A 13,861-nucleotide genomic window follows, 5' to 3' on the forward strand; every position below is an offset into this window, starting at 1 on the left:
CGGGTCCGACGGGTTACGGCACGGCCGTGCCGTAGTAGGAGTCCAGCGCGTAGACGCAGCGGTCCTTGCTGCCGACGAAGACCCGCCCGCCGACGGCGACCGGCGAACCGGTCAGCTCGCCCTTGGTCCCCAGCTCCCAGCGGAGCCGGCCGGTGGCCAGGTCAACGGTGTGCAGCGAGTGGTCCTTGCTGCCGACGTGCACCAGCCCCTCGGCGACGGCCGGCAGGCCGACGATCTCGCCGCGGGTGGTGTAGCGCCAGCGCTCCCGCCCGGAGGCGCTGTCGAAGGCGAACAGGGTGTCCCCCGAGCCCAGCAGCACCGCGCCGTCCGCCAGCACCACCGGCTCGGCCCCCTGGCGGCCGGCCGTCCGGCCGCGCCAGCGCTCCCGCCCGGTGCCGGCGTCCAGGGCGTACAGGGTGCCGAGGTAGTCCGCGACGTAGACCGCCGCCGAGTCCACCGCGGGCGGGGTGAACAGCACCACCGGGGCGTCGAAGCGCCACCGCTCCGCGCCGGTCGCGGCATCCAGCGCGTGCACCCTGGTCCCCGCCGTCACGTACACCACCCCGGACCGCTCGACCGGCCGGGACGGAACCTCCTCGCCCAGCTGGAAGGACCAGCGCAGCCCGCCACCGCGCGGGTCGACGCAGCGCAGCCGCCCGCCGCCGTAGTAGTACGCGGCGCCGCCGAGCAGGGCCGGCCCGGACTGCGGGTTCTCGTAGTCCTGCTGGGCGTCGTCGGCGCGCCACAGCTCGGCGCCGCTGGCGGCCGAACGCAGCTGGACCCCGCCGCCCCTGATTCCGCAGCAGAGCACCCCGTCGGCGGCGTCCAGCGAGAAGATCCAGCCGTCCAGCGAGCTGCGCCAGCGCTCCGTCCCGTCGGCGACGTCCACGGTGTACAGGTGCGGGCCGTCGGCGGCGTGCACCCGCCCGGCGTCCACGGCCAGCGCCCAGGCCACGTCCCTGGTCTTGTAGCGCCGCTCGCCGGAGGCGATGTCGAGTGCGTGCACCTCGAAGCTGGAGACGAACAGCGTGCCGTCGGCGACCACCGGGGTGCCCCAGACGTCGTTCGACATCCGGAACCGCCAGGGCCGCCAGCGGGCCACCGGCGCCGCCTGGGACGGCTGGCCGGGGTGCTGCTGGTTCGGGGGCGTGCCCGTCCGGCGGACCCAGTCGGTGCCGGTCGGCGGGACGGCCGGGGCGACGCTGCCGGTCTGGTCGGCGCGCGGCCCGGGCCCTATCCGTACCGAGGCGCCGGACAGCCGTACCTGCGCCTCCGATCCGCCCGGGGCCCGGTTGCCGCGGATCTTCTCGGTGGCCGCGTCGGCGCCCAGCGAGCCGCCGTCCGTCCGCGGGTCCGCCGTGCGCACCGGCGGGGCCGGCGGGTGGGCGGGCGGCGGCAGCCGGACCGGCTGGGGCGGGACGGGGTGGACCGGCTGGGGCGGGACGGGGTGGACCGGCTGGGGCTGCACGGGGACCGGCGGGATCGGCCGGCGGCCGCGCTTGCGCTCGATCAGGTCGAGCGCGGCCGGCGGCAGCCAGTCCCCGGCCTCGCCGGAGGCGTCGTCCCGGGAGAACAGGTGCGGGGCCAGCTCGGCCTGCAGCTGGGCGGGCGTCGGCCGGTGCTCGGGGGCCGGCCGCATACAGGCCCGGACCAGGTCGACCAGGTCCAGCGGCAGCCCGGACAGGTCGGGCTGGTCCCGCAGCAGCTGGAACACCGTCTCCACCGGGTTGGCACCCCGGTAGGGCGCGTGGCCGGTGGCGCAGAAGACGATCAGCGAGCCGAGCGAGAAGATGTCGCTGGCGCCCTTGACGCTACGGCTGTCCCTGGCCTGCTCGGGCGACATGTACGCGGGGGTGCCGACCGCGACGTTGGTCATGGTCAGCCGGGTGTTGGAGACCCCGGCCGCGATCCCGAAGTCGATCACCCGCGGGCCGTCCTCGACCACCAGCACGTTGGACGGCTTGAGGTCCCGGTGCACCAGCCCGGCGTGGTGGATCGACTGCAGCGCCTCGGCGATCCCGGCGGTGAGCCAGCGCACCGCGTCCACCGGCAGCGGTCCGCACTCGTTGACCAGGTCCTCCAGCGAGGGCGCGGGCACATAGGCGGTCGCCAGCCACGGCACCGCCGCGTCCGCGTCCGCGTCGACCACGGCCGCGGTGTAGAAGCCGCCGACCGTCTTGGCCGCGGCGATCTCCCGGGCGAACCGCACCCGGAACAGGTCGTCCTCGGCCAGTTCGCTGCGCACGGTCTTGATGGCGACCCGCCGGCCGGAGGCCGACCGTGCCAGGTAGACCAGGCCCATCCCGCCCGCGCCGAGTCGCCCGAGCACCTCGAAGGGCCCGATCCGTCTCGGGTCGTGCGCCGTCAGCTGGTCCACTCCGTTGCCACCTCCCCTTCTGCCGCCACCCGTCGGGGTGTCGCACCGATTGTCCAATGCCCGACGCCCCGGATCCAATCTCCCCCGCCCGCAACGCGTCACCGGTTGCCCGCGGCCCCCGTCGGCGGGCCGCCCGGGGCCCGTCCCGGGTCGACCTGACGGGCCGCCGACGGTCACAGCCGGTCATCCGACCGAGCCTCAGCCGACCCTTCGTCACGCTGTGGGGTCATCAGTGCACGGGGGGGCTTCAACAGCGCCGATGATCCCCTCTGAATTTCCGCACGGGCACTCCCTATACCACCCCCGGGCGGCGTAATAGTCGCATCACCGAATCGCGCCAAGATCTCGCCACGGTAAGCTGACGGCATGACAGGACAAGTTCGCACCGTCGACGGTCGCGTCGCCGGGCGACGCGGACAGGAGACGCGGCAGAAGCTGCTCGACTGCCTCCGCGAGATGCTCAGCACGTCGCCCTATCGGGACGTCAAGGTCATCGACGTCGCCCGTATGGCGGGTACCTCCCCCGCGACCTTCTACCAGTACTTCCCGGATGTCGAGGGCGCTGTCCTCGAGATCGCAGAGGAAATGGCCGAGGACAGCGTCGGGCTCAAAGAGCTCGTCGATGGAAAGTCCTGGGCGGGAAAGACCGGCTTCACCACTTCGGAAGATCTGGTGGACGGATTCCTCGCCTTCTGGCGCAAGAACGACGCCATTCTGCGCGTCGTCACTCTCGGTGCAGCCGAGGGGGACAAGCGGTTCTTCAAGATCCGCATGAAGGTCCTCAACTCGGTGGCCGGTCCGCTCGCCGAGGCGGTGAAGGCAAATCAGGGCAAGACCGACAAGTCGATCGATCCGGCGGCGGTCGCCGGCGCGCTGATCTCGCTCCTGGCCGCGGCGGCCGAGCACCAGAAGGCGTTCACCTCCTGGGGCGTCAAGGTCAAGGACCTGAAGCCCAACCTGGCCCTCCAGGTCTACCTGGGCGTGGCCGGGAAGAAGCCGCCCAAGTAGGTCCGCCACCCCACCACCCACCCGTCCATCCCGCGCGCAGCTCCCGGCCTCCTGTCCGGGGTGTGTCGGACGGCGGCCGTGTCCTCGGGGGAGGTCCGCCGACGTACCGTGACGCGCGAGAACGAGCCGTGACACCACTGTGGGGCGGCCGGAATCAGCTGATTCCGGCCGCCCCACGGGCGTACGTACGGGCGGCCGCCTACGGGCAGCGCACCACCTGGCCGGCGTAGGCGAGGCCGCCGCCGAAGCCGAAGAGCAGCACCGGGTCGCCGGAGCTGAGCTCGCCCCGCTCGACCAGCTTGGACAGCGCCAGCGGGATCGAGGCGGCGGAGGTGTTACCCGAGTCCACCACGTCCCGGGCCACCACGGCGTCCGGCGCGCCGAGCTTGGCGGCGATCGCGTCGATGATCCGCAGGTTGGCCTGGTGGGGGACGAAGCCCTTGAGGTCGGACGGCTCCAGCCCGGCCTTGTGGCAGGCCTCCCGGGCCAGCGGGGCGATCGCGGTGGTCGCCCAGCGGAACACGGACTGGCCCTGCTGGCTGATGGTCGGGTCCCAGCCGGTGATCACCACGGCGTCGCCCTTCTCCGGGGTCGAGCCCCAGACCACCGGGCCGATCCCGCCCTGCTCGTCCGGCACCGCCTCGACCACGGCCGCGCCGGCACCGTCACCGAAGATCACGCAGGTGGTGCGGTCCGTCCAGTCCAGGGTGTCGGACATCCGTTCGGCCCCGATCACCAGGGCCTTGGTGGCCGAACCGGCCCGGATCGCGTGGTCGGCGGTGGCCAGGGCGTAGGAGAAGCCCGAGCAGACGGTGTTGATGTCGTAGGCGGCCGGGGAGGCGACGCCGAGCCGGGCGGCGACGGCGGCGGCGGTGTTGGGGCTGCGCTCGACGGCGGTGCAGGTGGCGACCACCACCAGGTCGATGTCCCCGGCGTGGTAGCCGCTGCCGGCCAGCGCCTTCTGGGCGGCCTCGGTGGCCAGGTCGACCAGGGTCTCGTCGACCGCGATGTGCCGGGTGCGGATTCCCACCCGGGAGCGGATCCACTCGTCGTCGGTGTCGACCAGCTTCGCCAGGTCGTCGTTGGTGAGGACCTTGGGCGGCTGGTAGTGGCCGAGCGACACGATACGGGAGGCGGTCATACCGCAACTCAACCCGGTTACCGGCCGGTCGGGCGGTAACGCCCTCAGACAGGATCCGATGGCGGAAGCTGTAGGGGCCGGACAACACCCCTTGCGGCATCAGGCCCGACGGGGCAGGTCAGACCGCCAGTGAGTCGGCGTCGCCCATGGCGATCATCGGATGGGCGGCCGGATCCAGCGCCTTGATCAACTCGACCATGTGGTCCTCGGCCAGCGAGATGCAGCCGTGGGTCGGCCCGCCGTGGTCCAGGTGCAGCCAGATTCCGCCGCCCTTGGCCTTGCCCTCGGGCTTCGCCGTGTCGAGCGGTGAGCGGCCGGTGACCCGGTTGTAGTCGATCGCCACCACGTAGTCGAAGGAGCCGGCCAGCTGCTCGCCGTTGAAGCCGGTGCCGCCCATCACGAACTTGTCGTCCTCGCTGTACGGGAGCTTCCCGCCCGGGTTCGGCTTGCGGCCGCCGGCGTCGCTGAGCGAGAACATCCCGATCGGGCTGCGCAGGTCCCCCTCGGCGTGCTTGACCGTCCACCCCTTGAGCGCGTTGTGGGCCGGCCAGCTCTGGGCCGGCTTCCAGCGGCCGTCGGCCGTGCGGGTCCAGACCGTCACGGTGGAGTCGGAGGAGTCCTTGCCCTGCCCCGAGACCAGCACCAGCTGGGTGGTCTCGGCCGGGATCCTGGCCGTCCAGGACGGGCCGAGACCGGCGATCGCGGCCAGGCTGCCGTCGTTGCGCGAGGAGCGGTCGGCGGCGGGTGCCTCGGTCCGGCCGGCGGCCGGCGCGGCGGCCGGGTCGTCGGCGTGCGGCGAGGAGGAGTCCGGTTCCGGGCGGTCGGGCGCCCCGGCGGCGATCGAGGCCGGGAAGTCCCGGCCGGGACCGATCGCGAACCAGCCGGCGGCGGCCGCCAGCAGCATCGCCGCCCCGACCGTCAGCTTGCCGCCCCGGCGCTTGGTCTTCGCCCGGCGACGGTGGCCGCGGGACCTGGGCCCCGGTTCCTCGGCCCCGCGGCCCGCGGGCGGCTCGCCCTGACGCGGCTGGGGCACGGCGGCCGAACGGCGGTGAGAGGTGGCACGGCGGGTACCGGACATGCTGACGATCCTTCCAAAGCCGCGGGCGGGAGCGAAACCCGTGGCGTGTGGTGAGCCTGTGAGCATACGCGCTCCCTTTGATGGACGGGCCGGCTGTACCGGCACCGCCCGGGAACGCGGCAGGCCTCCCGACCGGACCGGTCGGGAGGCCTGAACGCTCGGATCAGAGGCGCATCGCCTGCGGGGTCTCGCGACGCCGCAGGTCCGGACCCTCGTACTCGCGGATGATCTCGTAGCGGGTGTTCCGCTCGACCGGGCGGAAACCCGCGTCGCGGATCAGGTCGAGCAGGTCGTCACGGCCGAGCTTGTTCGGCGTGCCGAAGTTGTCCGCGTCATGAGTGATCTTGTACTCGACCACCGAGCCGTCCATGTCGTCCGCGCCGTGGCTGAGCGCCAGCTGGGCGGTGGTGACGCCGTGCATCACCCAGAAGACCTTGACGTGCGGCACGTTGTCGAAGAGCAGCCGGGAGACGGCGAAGGTCTTCAGCGCCTCGGCGCCGGTGGCCATCTCGGTCCGGGCCTGCAGCTTGTTGCGGACCACGCCGTCCTTGGAGTCGTGGAAGTCGTGCTGGTAGCGCAGCGGGATGAAGACCTGGAAACCGCCGGTCTCGTCCTGCAGTTCACGCAGCCGCAGCACGTGGTCGACCCGGTGTCGGGGCTCCTCGATGTGCCCGTACAGCATGGTGCACGGGGTCTTGAGGCCCTTCTCGTGCGCCAGGCGGTGGATCCGCGACCAGTCCTCCCAGTGGGTCTCGTGGTCGACGATGTGCTGGCGGACCTCCCAGTCGAAGATCTCCGCGCCGCCGCCGGTCAGCGACTCCAGCCCGGCGTCGATCAGCTCGTCCAGGATCTCGCTCGCCGACAGCCCGCTGATCCGCTCGAACCAGTGGATCTCGGTGGCGGTGAAGGCCTTCAGCGAGACGTTCGGCAGCGCGGCCTTCAGCTCCCGCAGCGAACGCGGGTAGTAGCGCCACGGCAGGGTCGGGTGCAGGCCGTTGACGATGTGCAGCTCGGTGAGCGAGTCGACCTCCATCGCCTTGGCGAGCCGGACGGCCTCCTCGATCCGCATGGTGTACGCGTCCTTCTCGCCCGGCTTGCGCTGGAACGAGCAGTACGCGCAGGACGCGGAGCACACGTTGGTCATGTTGAGGTGGCGGTTGACGTTGAAGTGGACGAGGTCGCCGTTCTTCTGCGTCCGCACGTGGTGCGCGAGGCCGCCCAGCCAGGCCAGGTCGTCGCTCTCGTAGAGTGCGATGCCGTCCTCGCGGGTCAGCCGCTCACCCGCGTAGACCTTCGCCTCCAGCTCGCGCTTGAGCCCTGCGTCCATGCGGCGCTTCGCCTCCTCGACTTCGATTCCATGCCGTCACTGAGCCTACGCCCCACGACCCCGGGGGCGACCGCAGGGGCGCGTCAGGTGCCGAGGAGTTCGGCGAGGAGCGCCGGTTCGAGGTTGCCGCCGCTCAGGACGGCGGCGAAGACCCGGCCCTCCAGCTGGTCCGCGCGGTGGAAGTAGGCCGCCGGAGCGACCGCGCCCGAGGGCTCGGCGACCAGCCGGCCGCGACGGGCCAGCAGGGCGACCGTGTCCCGGATCTCCGCCTCGCTGACCGTCACGATGTCGTCCACGTAAGCCTGCAGGTGTTCGAACGGCAGGACGCCGACCGAGGGCGTGCGCAGGCCGTCCGCGATCGTCCGGTAGGTGTCGGCGACCGGCCACACGGCGTGCCGGCCGGTGCGCAGGCTCTGCTGCGCGTCGGCGGCCAGCTCGGGCTCGACGCCGATCACCCGGACGCCCGGGCAGGCCAGCTTGAGGGCGGCCGCCGTCCCGGAGATCAGGCCGCCGCCGCTGACCGGCACCAGTACCGTGTCCAGCTCGTCGGGGGCGTCCTCGGCGATCTCCAGGCCGACCGTGCCCTGACCCGCGATGACGTACGGGTCGTCGTAGGGCGGCACCCAGACGTAGCCGTGCTCGGCGACCAGTTCGGCGGGCAGGGTGTCCCGGTCGTCCGGCGCGACCAGCACCACCTCGGCGCCGAACGAGCGGGTGTTCTCGACCTTGACCGCCGGCGAGGTGTCCGGCATCACGATCACGGCCTTGATGCCGAGCAGCCGGGCCGCGTACGCGACCGCCTGGGCGTGGTTGCCGCTGGACTGGGCGACCACCCCGCGGGCCCGGTCCGACCCGCTCAGCGCGGCGAGGCGGTTGTAGGCACCGCGGATCTTGAACGCCCCGGTGGGCTGGAGGCTCTCCGGCTTCAGCCAGAGCGCCCGGGTACCCTCCGCCGCCCACGGGCACGGCAGCAGCGGGGTGCGTACCGCGACCCCGGCGATCCGCTGCTGCGCGGCGCGCAGCTCCTCCAGTCCGACCAGCGACATCCCTGCTCACTCCCCCAGATCGGTCAACGGCAGTTCACTCACCCGGTTCTCCCACTTGGTGGAGAGCACCACCGTGGTCCTGGTCCGGGCCACACCCTTCGTACCGGAGATCCGCTTGACCACCGACTCCAGGCCCTCGACGTCCGGGACCCGGACCTTGAGCATGTAGGAGTCGTCGCCCGCGATGAACCAGCAGTCCTCCACCTCGGGGAGGTCCTTGAGCCGGTGCGCCACGTCCTCGTGGTCGGCGGCGTCGGTCAGTTGAAGACCGATCAGGGCGGTCACGCCGTAGCCGAGCGAGGCCGGGTTGACGGTCGCCCGGTAGCCGGTGATGACGCCCGCCTGCTCCAGCCGGTTGATCCGGTCGGTCACGCTGGGGCCCGACAGGCCGACCAACCGGCCCAACTCGGCGTACGACGCGCGACCGTTCTCCCGGAGCGCCTGGATGAGCTGTCTGTCCACTGAGTCCATATGCCTGCCCGCGTCCTTCCGAACCTCTCCAGACCCACTGATCATTATCCGAAATCAAAGGCGCTACACGCGGATCGACCCGGATATCGCAAAGAACATACTCTCCCGTTCACCGGCCGCTCACTCAGCCCGGCCCGGGGCCTTCACCGCCCCGCCCAGTTCGCCCTCCCAGCGGCGGTACAGCGTGTGCCGCACACCCACCGCGTCGAGCACCCGGCCGGCCACGAAGTCGACCAGCTCACGGGCGGTGGAGCCGCCCGCGTAGAAGCCCGGCGAGGCCGGGAGCACCACCGCGCCCTGGGCGTCCAGCTCGACCAGGTGGCGCAGCGTCACCCCGTTGAGGGGGGTCTCGCGGACGCACACCACCAGCGGCCGGCGCTCCTTGAGGGTCACGCTCGCCGCGCGCTGGAGCAGGTCCTTGGACAGGCCGAGCGCGATGCCGGCCACCGCGCCGGTGGTCGCGGGGACGACCAGCATGCCCTTGGCCGGGTACGAGCCGCTGGACGGGCCTGCCGCGAAGTCCCCGGCCGCCCAGTAACGGACGCCGTCCAGGGCGTCGACGCCGGTCCACTCGGCGAGGTCCTCGCGCCAGTGCGCGTCGCGGAAGGAGATGCCGGTCTCGTCCAGGATCGTCAGACGCGCGGCGCGGCTGACCACCAGGTCGACCGCCTCGCCGGCGGCCAGCAGCCCCCGGATCACCGACGCCGCGTACGGGGTGCCCGAGGCCCCCGAGACGCCGACCACCCACGGCTGCCGCACCTGCTGATCACTCATACCCCGCACCCTAGACGGCGCCGCGTTCGCCGACGGCACCCGCGCCCCGGGGGCGGGCGGGTGTTCCTGGGACGGCTGCGGCGGGGGAGGATGGGACCATGGCGTCGACGCTGATCGATCTCACGCATCCGGTCACCACGGGGATGCCCGTCTATCCGGGCGACCCGGAGGTGGTGCTGCGGCCCGCGCTCACCTCGGTGACCGCCGGGGTCAACGTGCTCGGCCTGCACCTGGGTTCGCAGTCGGGGACGCACGTGGACGCGCCGTACCACGTGGACGTGACCTGGCCGACCCTGGACGGGCTGCCGCTGGAGCTGTTCACCGGCCCGGCGGTGGTCGCCGACCTGCGGGGGCTGGCGCCGCGGGCGGCGGTGACGGCGGAGCGGCTGGCGCCGGCGCTGGCCGCGGCCGTCCCGGGTTCGGTGCTGCTGCTGGCGACCGGCTGGCCCCGGCACTGGGGCACCGATCTGTACCTGGCGCACCCGTACCTGAGCGCGGGGGCCGCCGAGGCGATCGTCGCCGCCGGCATCCGCACGGTGGGGGTGGACGCGCTGTCCGTCGACCCGACGCCGGACCCGGGGCCGGCCGACCCGGAGGTGGCCGCGCTGCTGGCGCAGTTGACGGACGAGCACGACCCGGCGCCGGACGAGCCGACCCTGGCGGCCCACCGGATCCTGCTCGGGCCGGACGGCGGCGCGGTGATCGCGGAGAACCTGACCGACCTGACCCCGCTGCTGATCGCCCAGTCCGCCGGCCGGCCGGTGGAGGTCTCGCTCTTCCCGCTGCGGCTGGTGGCCGCCGACGGCGCCCCGGTCCGCGCGGTGGCCCGGCTGGGCCCCGCCCCGCTCGACCCATAGGTCTAGACCATCCTAGGGTGGCGCCGCTAGGCTCGCGCCATGGCAGAGATCATCGGAGTCGTGGAGCGGCTCTGGCGGTACCCGGTGAAGTCCACCTGCGGCGAACTGCTCGACGCCGTCGAGGTCGACGGACGCGGCCTCGCCGGGGACCGCCTCTACGCCGTCCGGGACGGCTCCGGGAAGCTCGGCTCGGGCAAGAACACCCGGCGGTTCCGCCGGATGGACGGGCTGCTGCGGCTCGGCTCCCGGCTCGGCAGCCGGATCGACGCCCCCGAACTGCTCGACCCGCTCGGCAGCCCGATCGCCGACCCGAACGCCTTCCTGCGCGCCTACCTGGAACGCGAGGACGTCGAGCTGGCCCGCGAGGACGCCGTCTCGCACTTCGACCAACTGCCGGTCAGCGTCCTCACCACCGCCACCCTGGACTGGGTCCGCGCGGCCGTGCCCTCGGCCGTCGTGGACGAGCGGCGGTTTCGCCCCAACGTCCTGCTGCGCACGCCTCCCGGCACCCCCGCCTTCGTCGAGGACAGCTGGTTCGGCCGCCAGGGCCGGGTGCGCGGCGGCGTCCGGCTGGACTTCGTCCGCTCCAGCGAGCGGTGCGCCATGACCGGGACGGCCCAGCCCGGCCTGCCGCACGCCCCGGAGATCCTCAAGGCGGTCGCCCAGGAGCACGACACCCGGCTGGACGCACTGGCCACCGTCGCCCGGCCGGGCCGGATCCGGGTCGGCGACACCCTCGCCCTGGCCTGAGCCCGCTCCGGCGGCTGCTGCGCCGGCCCGCGCCGGATCCCCGGATCGAACCCGGAGCGAGCCCGGGCCCGAGCTCAGGCCCCGTGCCGGACCAGGCAGAACGGATGCCCCGCCGGGTCCGTGTAGACCCGCCAGGACGGCTCACCGAGCTTGAGCACCCCGCCGAGCGCCAGCACCGTCGCCTCGCCCTCGTCCAGGTCCTCGACCTCGATGTCCAGGTGCAGCTGCTGCGGGTGCGCCGGGTCCGGCCAGTTCGGCGGCCGGAAGTCCTCCACCCGCTGGAACGCCAGCACCATCCCGCCGGGCACGTGGACGGTCGACCACTCCTCGTCCAGCGACCAGCGCGGATCCGGACGGTCCACCTCGCCGCCCAGCAGCTCGGCGTAGAAGTGCGCCAGCCCCGCCGGGTAGTGACAGTCCAGCACCACGCACTGCAGCTTGCCGATCATCGGGTCCACCTCTCTGCGACCGGGGACGGGCCCGGACACCGGACCCCGGCCCCATGATCCCCCGCACCGGCCCGATGCGGCCGGACCACCACCCGCGTGTGTCCACCGGGGCGGGGTTCGCCCCCTGTCCCGGCCCACGGGTGCGGGCCGGGACCGCCGCTGCACGGGGTGGTCAGAGACCCAGGCCCCGGATGACCAGGTCCACCAGGGCGAAGGCGAACAGCGAGATGCCGACGAAGCCGTTGGTGGTGAAGAAGGCCCGGTTGAGGCGGGACAGGTCGCCGGGCTTGACGATGGAGTGCTCGTAGACGAAGGCGCCGGCGACGACGGCCAGGCCGACCCAGAAGGCCGGGCCGACGCCGGTGAGCAGGCCGTACCAGACCAGCAGGCCGGTGGTGACGACGTGACAGGCGCGGGCGCCGTACAGGGCCGCCGGGATGCCGAAGCGGGCGGGCACCGAGCGGACGCCCTCGGCGCGGTCCGCGGCGACGTCCTGGCAGCCGAAGATCAGGTCGAAGCCGCCGATCCAGACGCCGACCGCGAGGCCGAGCACCACGGCGTCCCAGGACCAGGAGCCGGTGACGGCCAGCCAGGCGCCGATCGGCCCCATCGCCTGGGCCAGGCCGAGGATGGCGTGCGGGAAGTCGGTGAACCGCTTGCCGTACGGGTAGACCACCATCGGCACCACGGCGAGCGGTGCCAGCACCAGGCAGAGCGGATTGAGCAGCGCGGCGGCGCCGAGGAAGACCACCAGCGCGATCGCCGAGCCGGTGTACGCCGTCCGCATCGAGACCGCGCCGGTGACCAGCTCGCGGCCGGCGGTGCGCGGGTTCCGGGAGTCGATCTCCCGATCGATGATCCGGTTGGCGGCCATCGCGAAGGTCCGCAGGCCGACCATGCAGACGGTGACCAGCAGCAGAACGCCCCAGCGCACCTCGCCGTACTTCACGAACATCGCCGTCAGCGCGGCGGTGTAGGCGAACGGGAGGGCGAAGACCGAGTGCTCGATCATCACCAGGCGCAGGAAGGCCTTGGCCTTGTTCGGAGGGGCTTCGAAGGCGGCGGTGGTCACAGCCCGTACTCCTTCCAGCGGCGGGTCACGCGCTCGGCGGTGTCCGGGTCGGAGGTGACCATCTCGGGCCAGCCGCCGTCCCGGGTGTAGCCCTCCTCGGGCAGCTTGCGGGTGGCGTCGATGCCGGCCTTGCCGCCCCAGAACTGCTGGTACGAGGCGTGGTCCAGGTGGTCGACCGGGCCCTCGACGACGGAGAGGTCGCGGCTGTAGTCGACGTTGCCGAGCGCCCGCCAGGCGACCTCGTGGTAGTCGTGCACGTCGCAGTCGGAGTCCACCACGATGATCAGCTTGGTCAGCGACATCATGTGGGCGCCCCAGATGGCGTGCATGACCTTCTGGGCGTGCTTGGGGTACTTCTTGTCGATCGAGACGATCACGCAGTTGTGGAAGCCGCCGGCCTCGGGCAGGTCGTAGTCGACGATGTCCGGGATGATCACCTTCAGCAGCGGCACGAAGAACCGCTCGGTGAACTTGCCCAGCGGCCCGTCCTCGGTCGGCGGGCGGCCGACCACGATCGACTGGAGCAGCGGGCGCCGCCGCATCGTCACGCAGTCGATGGTGAGCGCCGGGAACGGCTCCTGCGGGGTGTAGAAGCCGGTGTGGTCGCCGAACGGGCCCTCGGGCAGCAGCTTGTCGGGCTCCAGCCAGCCCTCCAGGACCACCTCGGCGTCGGCGGGCACCTGCAGCGGGACGGTCTTGCAGTCGACCATCCTGGTCCGGTAGCCGGCCACGAAACCGGCGAACAGGTACTCGTCGATGTCCCCGGGCAGCGGCGCGGTGGCCGCGTAGGTGACGGCGGGCGGGCAGCCGAAGGCGATCGCGACCGGCAGCCGCTCGCCGCGCCTGGCGGCGACCGCGGCGTGGTTGCGGCTGTCCTTGTGGATCTGCCAGTGCATGCCGATGGTGCGCCGGTCGTGCCGCTGCAGGCGGTAGAGACCGAGGTTGCGGACGCCGGTGTCCGGGTCCTTGGTGTGGGTCAGGCCCAGGTTGAAGAAGGAGCCGCCGTCCTGCGGCCAGGTGAACAGGGCCGGCAGGTCGTCCAGGTTGACGTCGTCGCCGGTGAGCACGACCTCCTGGACGGGGGCCTCGCCGGACTTCACCTTCTTCGGCGGCACGTGCGTCATCGAGGCCAGCTTGCCGAAGGCCTCCCGGACGCCGGTGAAGCCGTTCGGCAGCTCGGGCTTGAGCAGGCCTGCGATCTTGTGGGAGATGTCGTCCGGGGACTTGAGGCCGAGCGCCTTGGCGAGCCGCCGTTCGGTGCCGAAGACGTTCATCGCCAGCGGCATCGTGGAGCCCTTGACGTTCTCGAACAGCAGGGCCGGGCCCTTGGCCTTCTGCACCCGGTCGACGATCTCCCCGACCTCCAGGTACGGGTCCACCTCTACCTTGATCCGCTTGAGGTCGCCCTCTCGCTCCAAGGCCCTCAGAAACGAACGGAGATCGTCGTATGCCATGCGTGCCAGTATCCGGTACGGACTAACCTGGCCCCGCCAAGAGGGTCCGGTTCACGC

The 13,861-nt window shown here is 72.5% G+C and carries 13 protein-coding genes; 3 read left to right on the forward strand and 10 right to left on the reverse strand.

Annotated elements, in window-relative coordinates; genetic code table 11:
• Window positions 1-13: 13 nt before the first annotated feature.
• On the reverse strand, window positions 14-2,377 hold the full coding sequence (locus tag OG871_RS17285) for a serine/threonine-protein kinase (protein WP_371497692.1): 2,364 nt from the start codon (window positions 2,375-2,377) through the stop codon (window positions 14-16).
• A 366-nt stretch (window positions 2,378-2,743) separates the two neighbouring features.
• Here OG871_RS17285 and OG871_RS17290 point away from each other — a divergent pair, with 366 nt between their 5' ends.
• Window positions 2,744-3,385 carry a TetR family transcriptional regulator gene (locus OG871_RS17290; RefSeq protein ID WP_371497693.1) on the forward strand — a complete coding sequence of 214 codons (642 nt, stop codon included), beginning with the start codon at window positions 2,744-2,746 and terminating at the stop codon, window positions 3,383-3,385.
• A gap of 199 nt (window positions 3,386-3,584) precedes the next feature.
• Here OG871_RS17290 and OG871_RS17295 read toward each other — a convergent pair whose 3' ends face one another.
• The 6 genes from OG871_RS17295 to OG871_RS17320 form a co-directional block, all read right to left on the reverse strand.
• Window positions 3,585-4,526 carry a beta-ketoacyl-ACP synthase III gene (locus OG871_RS17295; protein ID WP_371497695.1) on the reverse strand — a complete coding sequence of 314 codons (942 nt, stop codon included), beginning with the start codon at window positions 4,524-4,526 and terminating at the stop codon, window positions 3,585-3,587.
• A gap of 118 nt (window positions 4,527-4,644) precedes the next feature.
• Entirely contained in the window at window positions 4,645-5,604 is a 960-nt protein-coding gene (locus OG871_RS17300; RefSeq protein ID WP_371497696.1) for a L,D-transpeptidase family protein, read from the reverse strand.
• 163 nt (window positions 5,605-5,767) lie between these two features.
• Window positions 5,768-6,931, reverse strand: a complete 1,164-nt coding sequence (gene mqnE, locus OG871_RS17305) for an aminofutalosine synthase MqnE (RefSeq protein ID WP_371497697.1) — start codon at window positions 6,929-6,931, stop codon at window positions 5,768-5,770.
• 83 nt (window positions 6,932-7,014) lie between these two features.
• Window positions 7,015-7,977 (reverse strand): threonine/serine dehydratase, encoded by a 963-nt coding sequence (locus OG871_RS17310; RefSeq protein WP_371497698.1) that lies wholly within the window; start codon window positions 7,975-7,977, stop codon window positions 7,015-7,017.
• A 6-nt stretch (window positions 7,978-7,983) separates the two neighbouring features.
• Window positions 7,984-8,448 (reverse strand): Lrp/AsnC family transcriptional regulator, encoded by a 465-nt coding sequence (locus OG871_RS17315; protein WP_371497699.1) that lies wholly within the window; start codon window positions 8,446-8,448, stop codon window positions 7,984-7,986.
• A gap of 120 nt (window positions 8,449-8,568) precedes the next feature.
• Window positions 8,569-9,222 carry a UbiX family flavin prenyltransferase gene (locus OG871_RS17320; RefSeq protein WP_371497700.1) on the reverse strand — a complete coding sequence of 218 codons (654 nt, stop codon included), beginning with the start codon at window positions 9,220-9,222 and terminating at the stop codon, window positions 8,569-8,571.
• 98 nt (window positions 9,223-9,320) lie between these two features.
• Here OG871_RS17320 and OG871_RS17325 point away from each other — a divergent pair, with 98 nt between their 5' ends.
• Window positions 9,321-10,079: a cyclase family protein gene (locus OG871_RS17325; RefSeq protein WP_371497701.1), complete on the forward strand. Its 759-nt coding sequence runs from the start codon at window positions 9,321-9,323 to the stop codon at window positions 10,077-10,079.
• Window positions 10,080-10,118: 39 nt separating this feature from the next.
• Window positions 10,119-10,829 (forward strand): MOSC domain-containing protein, encoded by a 711-nt coding sequence (locus tag OG871_RS17330; RefSeq protein WP_371497702.1) that lies wholly within the window; start codon window positions 10,119-10,121, stop codon window positions 10,827-10,829.
• A 74-nt stretch (window positions 10,830-10,903) separates the two neighbouring features.
• Here OG871_RS17330 and OG871_RS17335 read toward each other — a convergent pair whose 3' ends face one another.
• The 3 genes from OG871_RS17335 to OG871_RS17345 form a co-directional block, all read right to left on the reverse strand.
• Window positions 10,904-11,278, reverse strand: a complete 375-nt coding sequence (locus OG871_RS17335) for a VOC family protein (RefSeq protein WP_371497703.1) — start codon at window positions 11,276-11,278, stop codon at window positions 10,904-10,906.
• A gap of 172 nt (window positions 11,279-11,450) precedes the next feature.
• Window positions 11,451-12,350, reverse strand: coding sequence for a menaquinone biosynthesis prenyltransferase MqnP (gene mqnP / locus OG871_RS17340; protein ID WP_371497704.1), 900 nt, complete (start codon window positions 12,348-12,350; stop codon window positions 11,451-11,453).
• Window positions 12,347-13,804, reverse strand: a complete 1,458-nt coding sequence (locus tag OG871_RS17345) for a menaquinone biosynthesis decarboxylase (RefSeq protein ID WP_371497705.1) — start codon at window positions 13,802-13,804, stop codon at window positions 12,347-12,349. The genes mqnP and OG871_RS17345 overlap by 4 nt, the downstream gene beginning before the upstream one ends.
• Window positions 13,805-13,861 lie beyond the last annotated feature (57 nt).

This window comes from Kitasatospora sp. NBC_00374, from assembly GCF_041434935.1.
In the GTDB taxonomy this organism is placed as follows: Bacteria; Actinomycetota; Actinomycetes; order Streptomycetales; family Streptomycetaceae; genus Kitasatospora.

Excerpts from the sequence above, each read along its gene's own strand:
- OG871_RS17320 (WP_371497700.1), bottom strand. The coding sequence starts at position 9,222 with ATGAGTGATCAGCAGGTGCGGCAGCCGTGGGTGGTCGGCGTCTCGGGG.
- OG871_RS17330 (WP_371497702.1), top strand. The coding sequence starts at position 10,119 with ATGGCAGAGATCATCGGAGTCGTGGAGCGGCTCTGGCGGTACCCGGTG.
- OG871_RS17290 (WP_371497693.1), top strand. The coding sequence starts at position 2,744 with ATGACAGGACAAGTTCGCACCGTCGACGGTCGCGTCGCCGGGCGACGC.
- OG871_RS17315 (WP_371497699.1), bottom strand. The coding sequence starts at position 8,448 with ATGGACTCAGTGGACAGACAGCTCATCCAGGCGCTCCGGGAGAACGGT.
- OG871_RS17310 (WP_371497698.1), bottom strand. The coding sequence starts at position 7,977 with ATGTCGCTGGTCGGACTGGAGGAGCTGCGCGCCGCGCAGCAGCGGATC.
- OG871_RS17345 (WP_371497705.1), bottom strand. The coding sequence starts at position 13,804 with ATGGCATACGACGATCTCCGTTCGTTTCTGAGGGCCTTGGAGCGAGAG.
- OG871_RS17295 (WP_371497695.1), bottom strand. The coding sequence starts at position 4,526 with ATGACCGCCTCCCGTATCGTGTCGCTCGGCCACTACCAGCCGCCCAAG.
- mqnE (WP_371497697.1), bottom strand. The coding sequence starts at position 6,931 with ATGGACGCAGGGCTCAAGCGCGAGCTGGAGGCGAAGGTCTACGCGGGT.
- OG871_RS17325 (WP_371497701.1), top strand. The coding sequence starts at position 9,321 with ATGGCGTCGACGCTGATCGATCTCACGCATCCGGTCACCACGGGGATG.
- OG871_RS17300 (WP_371497696.1), bottom strand. The coding sequence starts at position 5,604 with ATGTCCGGTACCCGCCGTGCCACCTCTCACCGCCGTTCGGCCGCCGTG.
- OG871_RS17335 (WP_371497703.1), bottom strand. The coding sequence starts at position 11,278 with ATGATCGGCAAGCTGCAGTGCGTGGTGCTGGACTGTCACTACCCGGCG.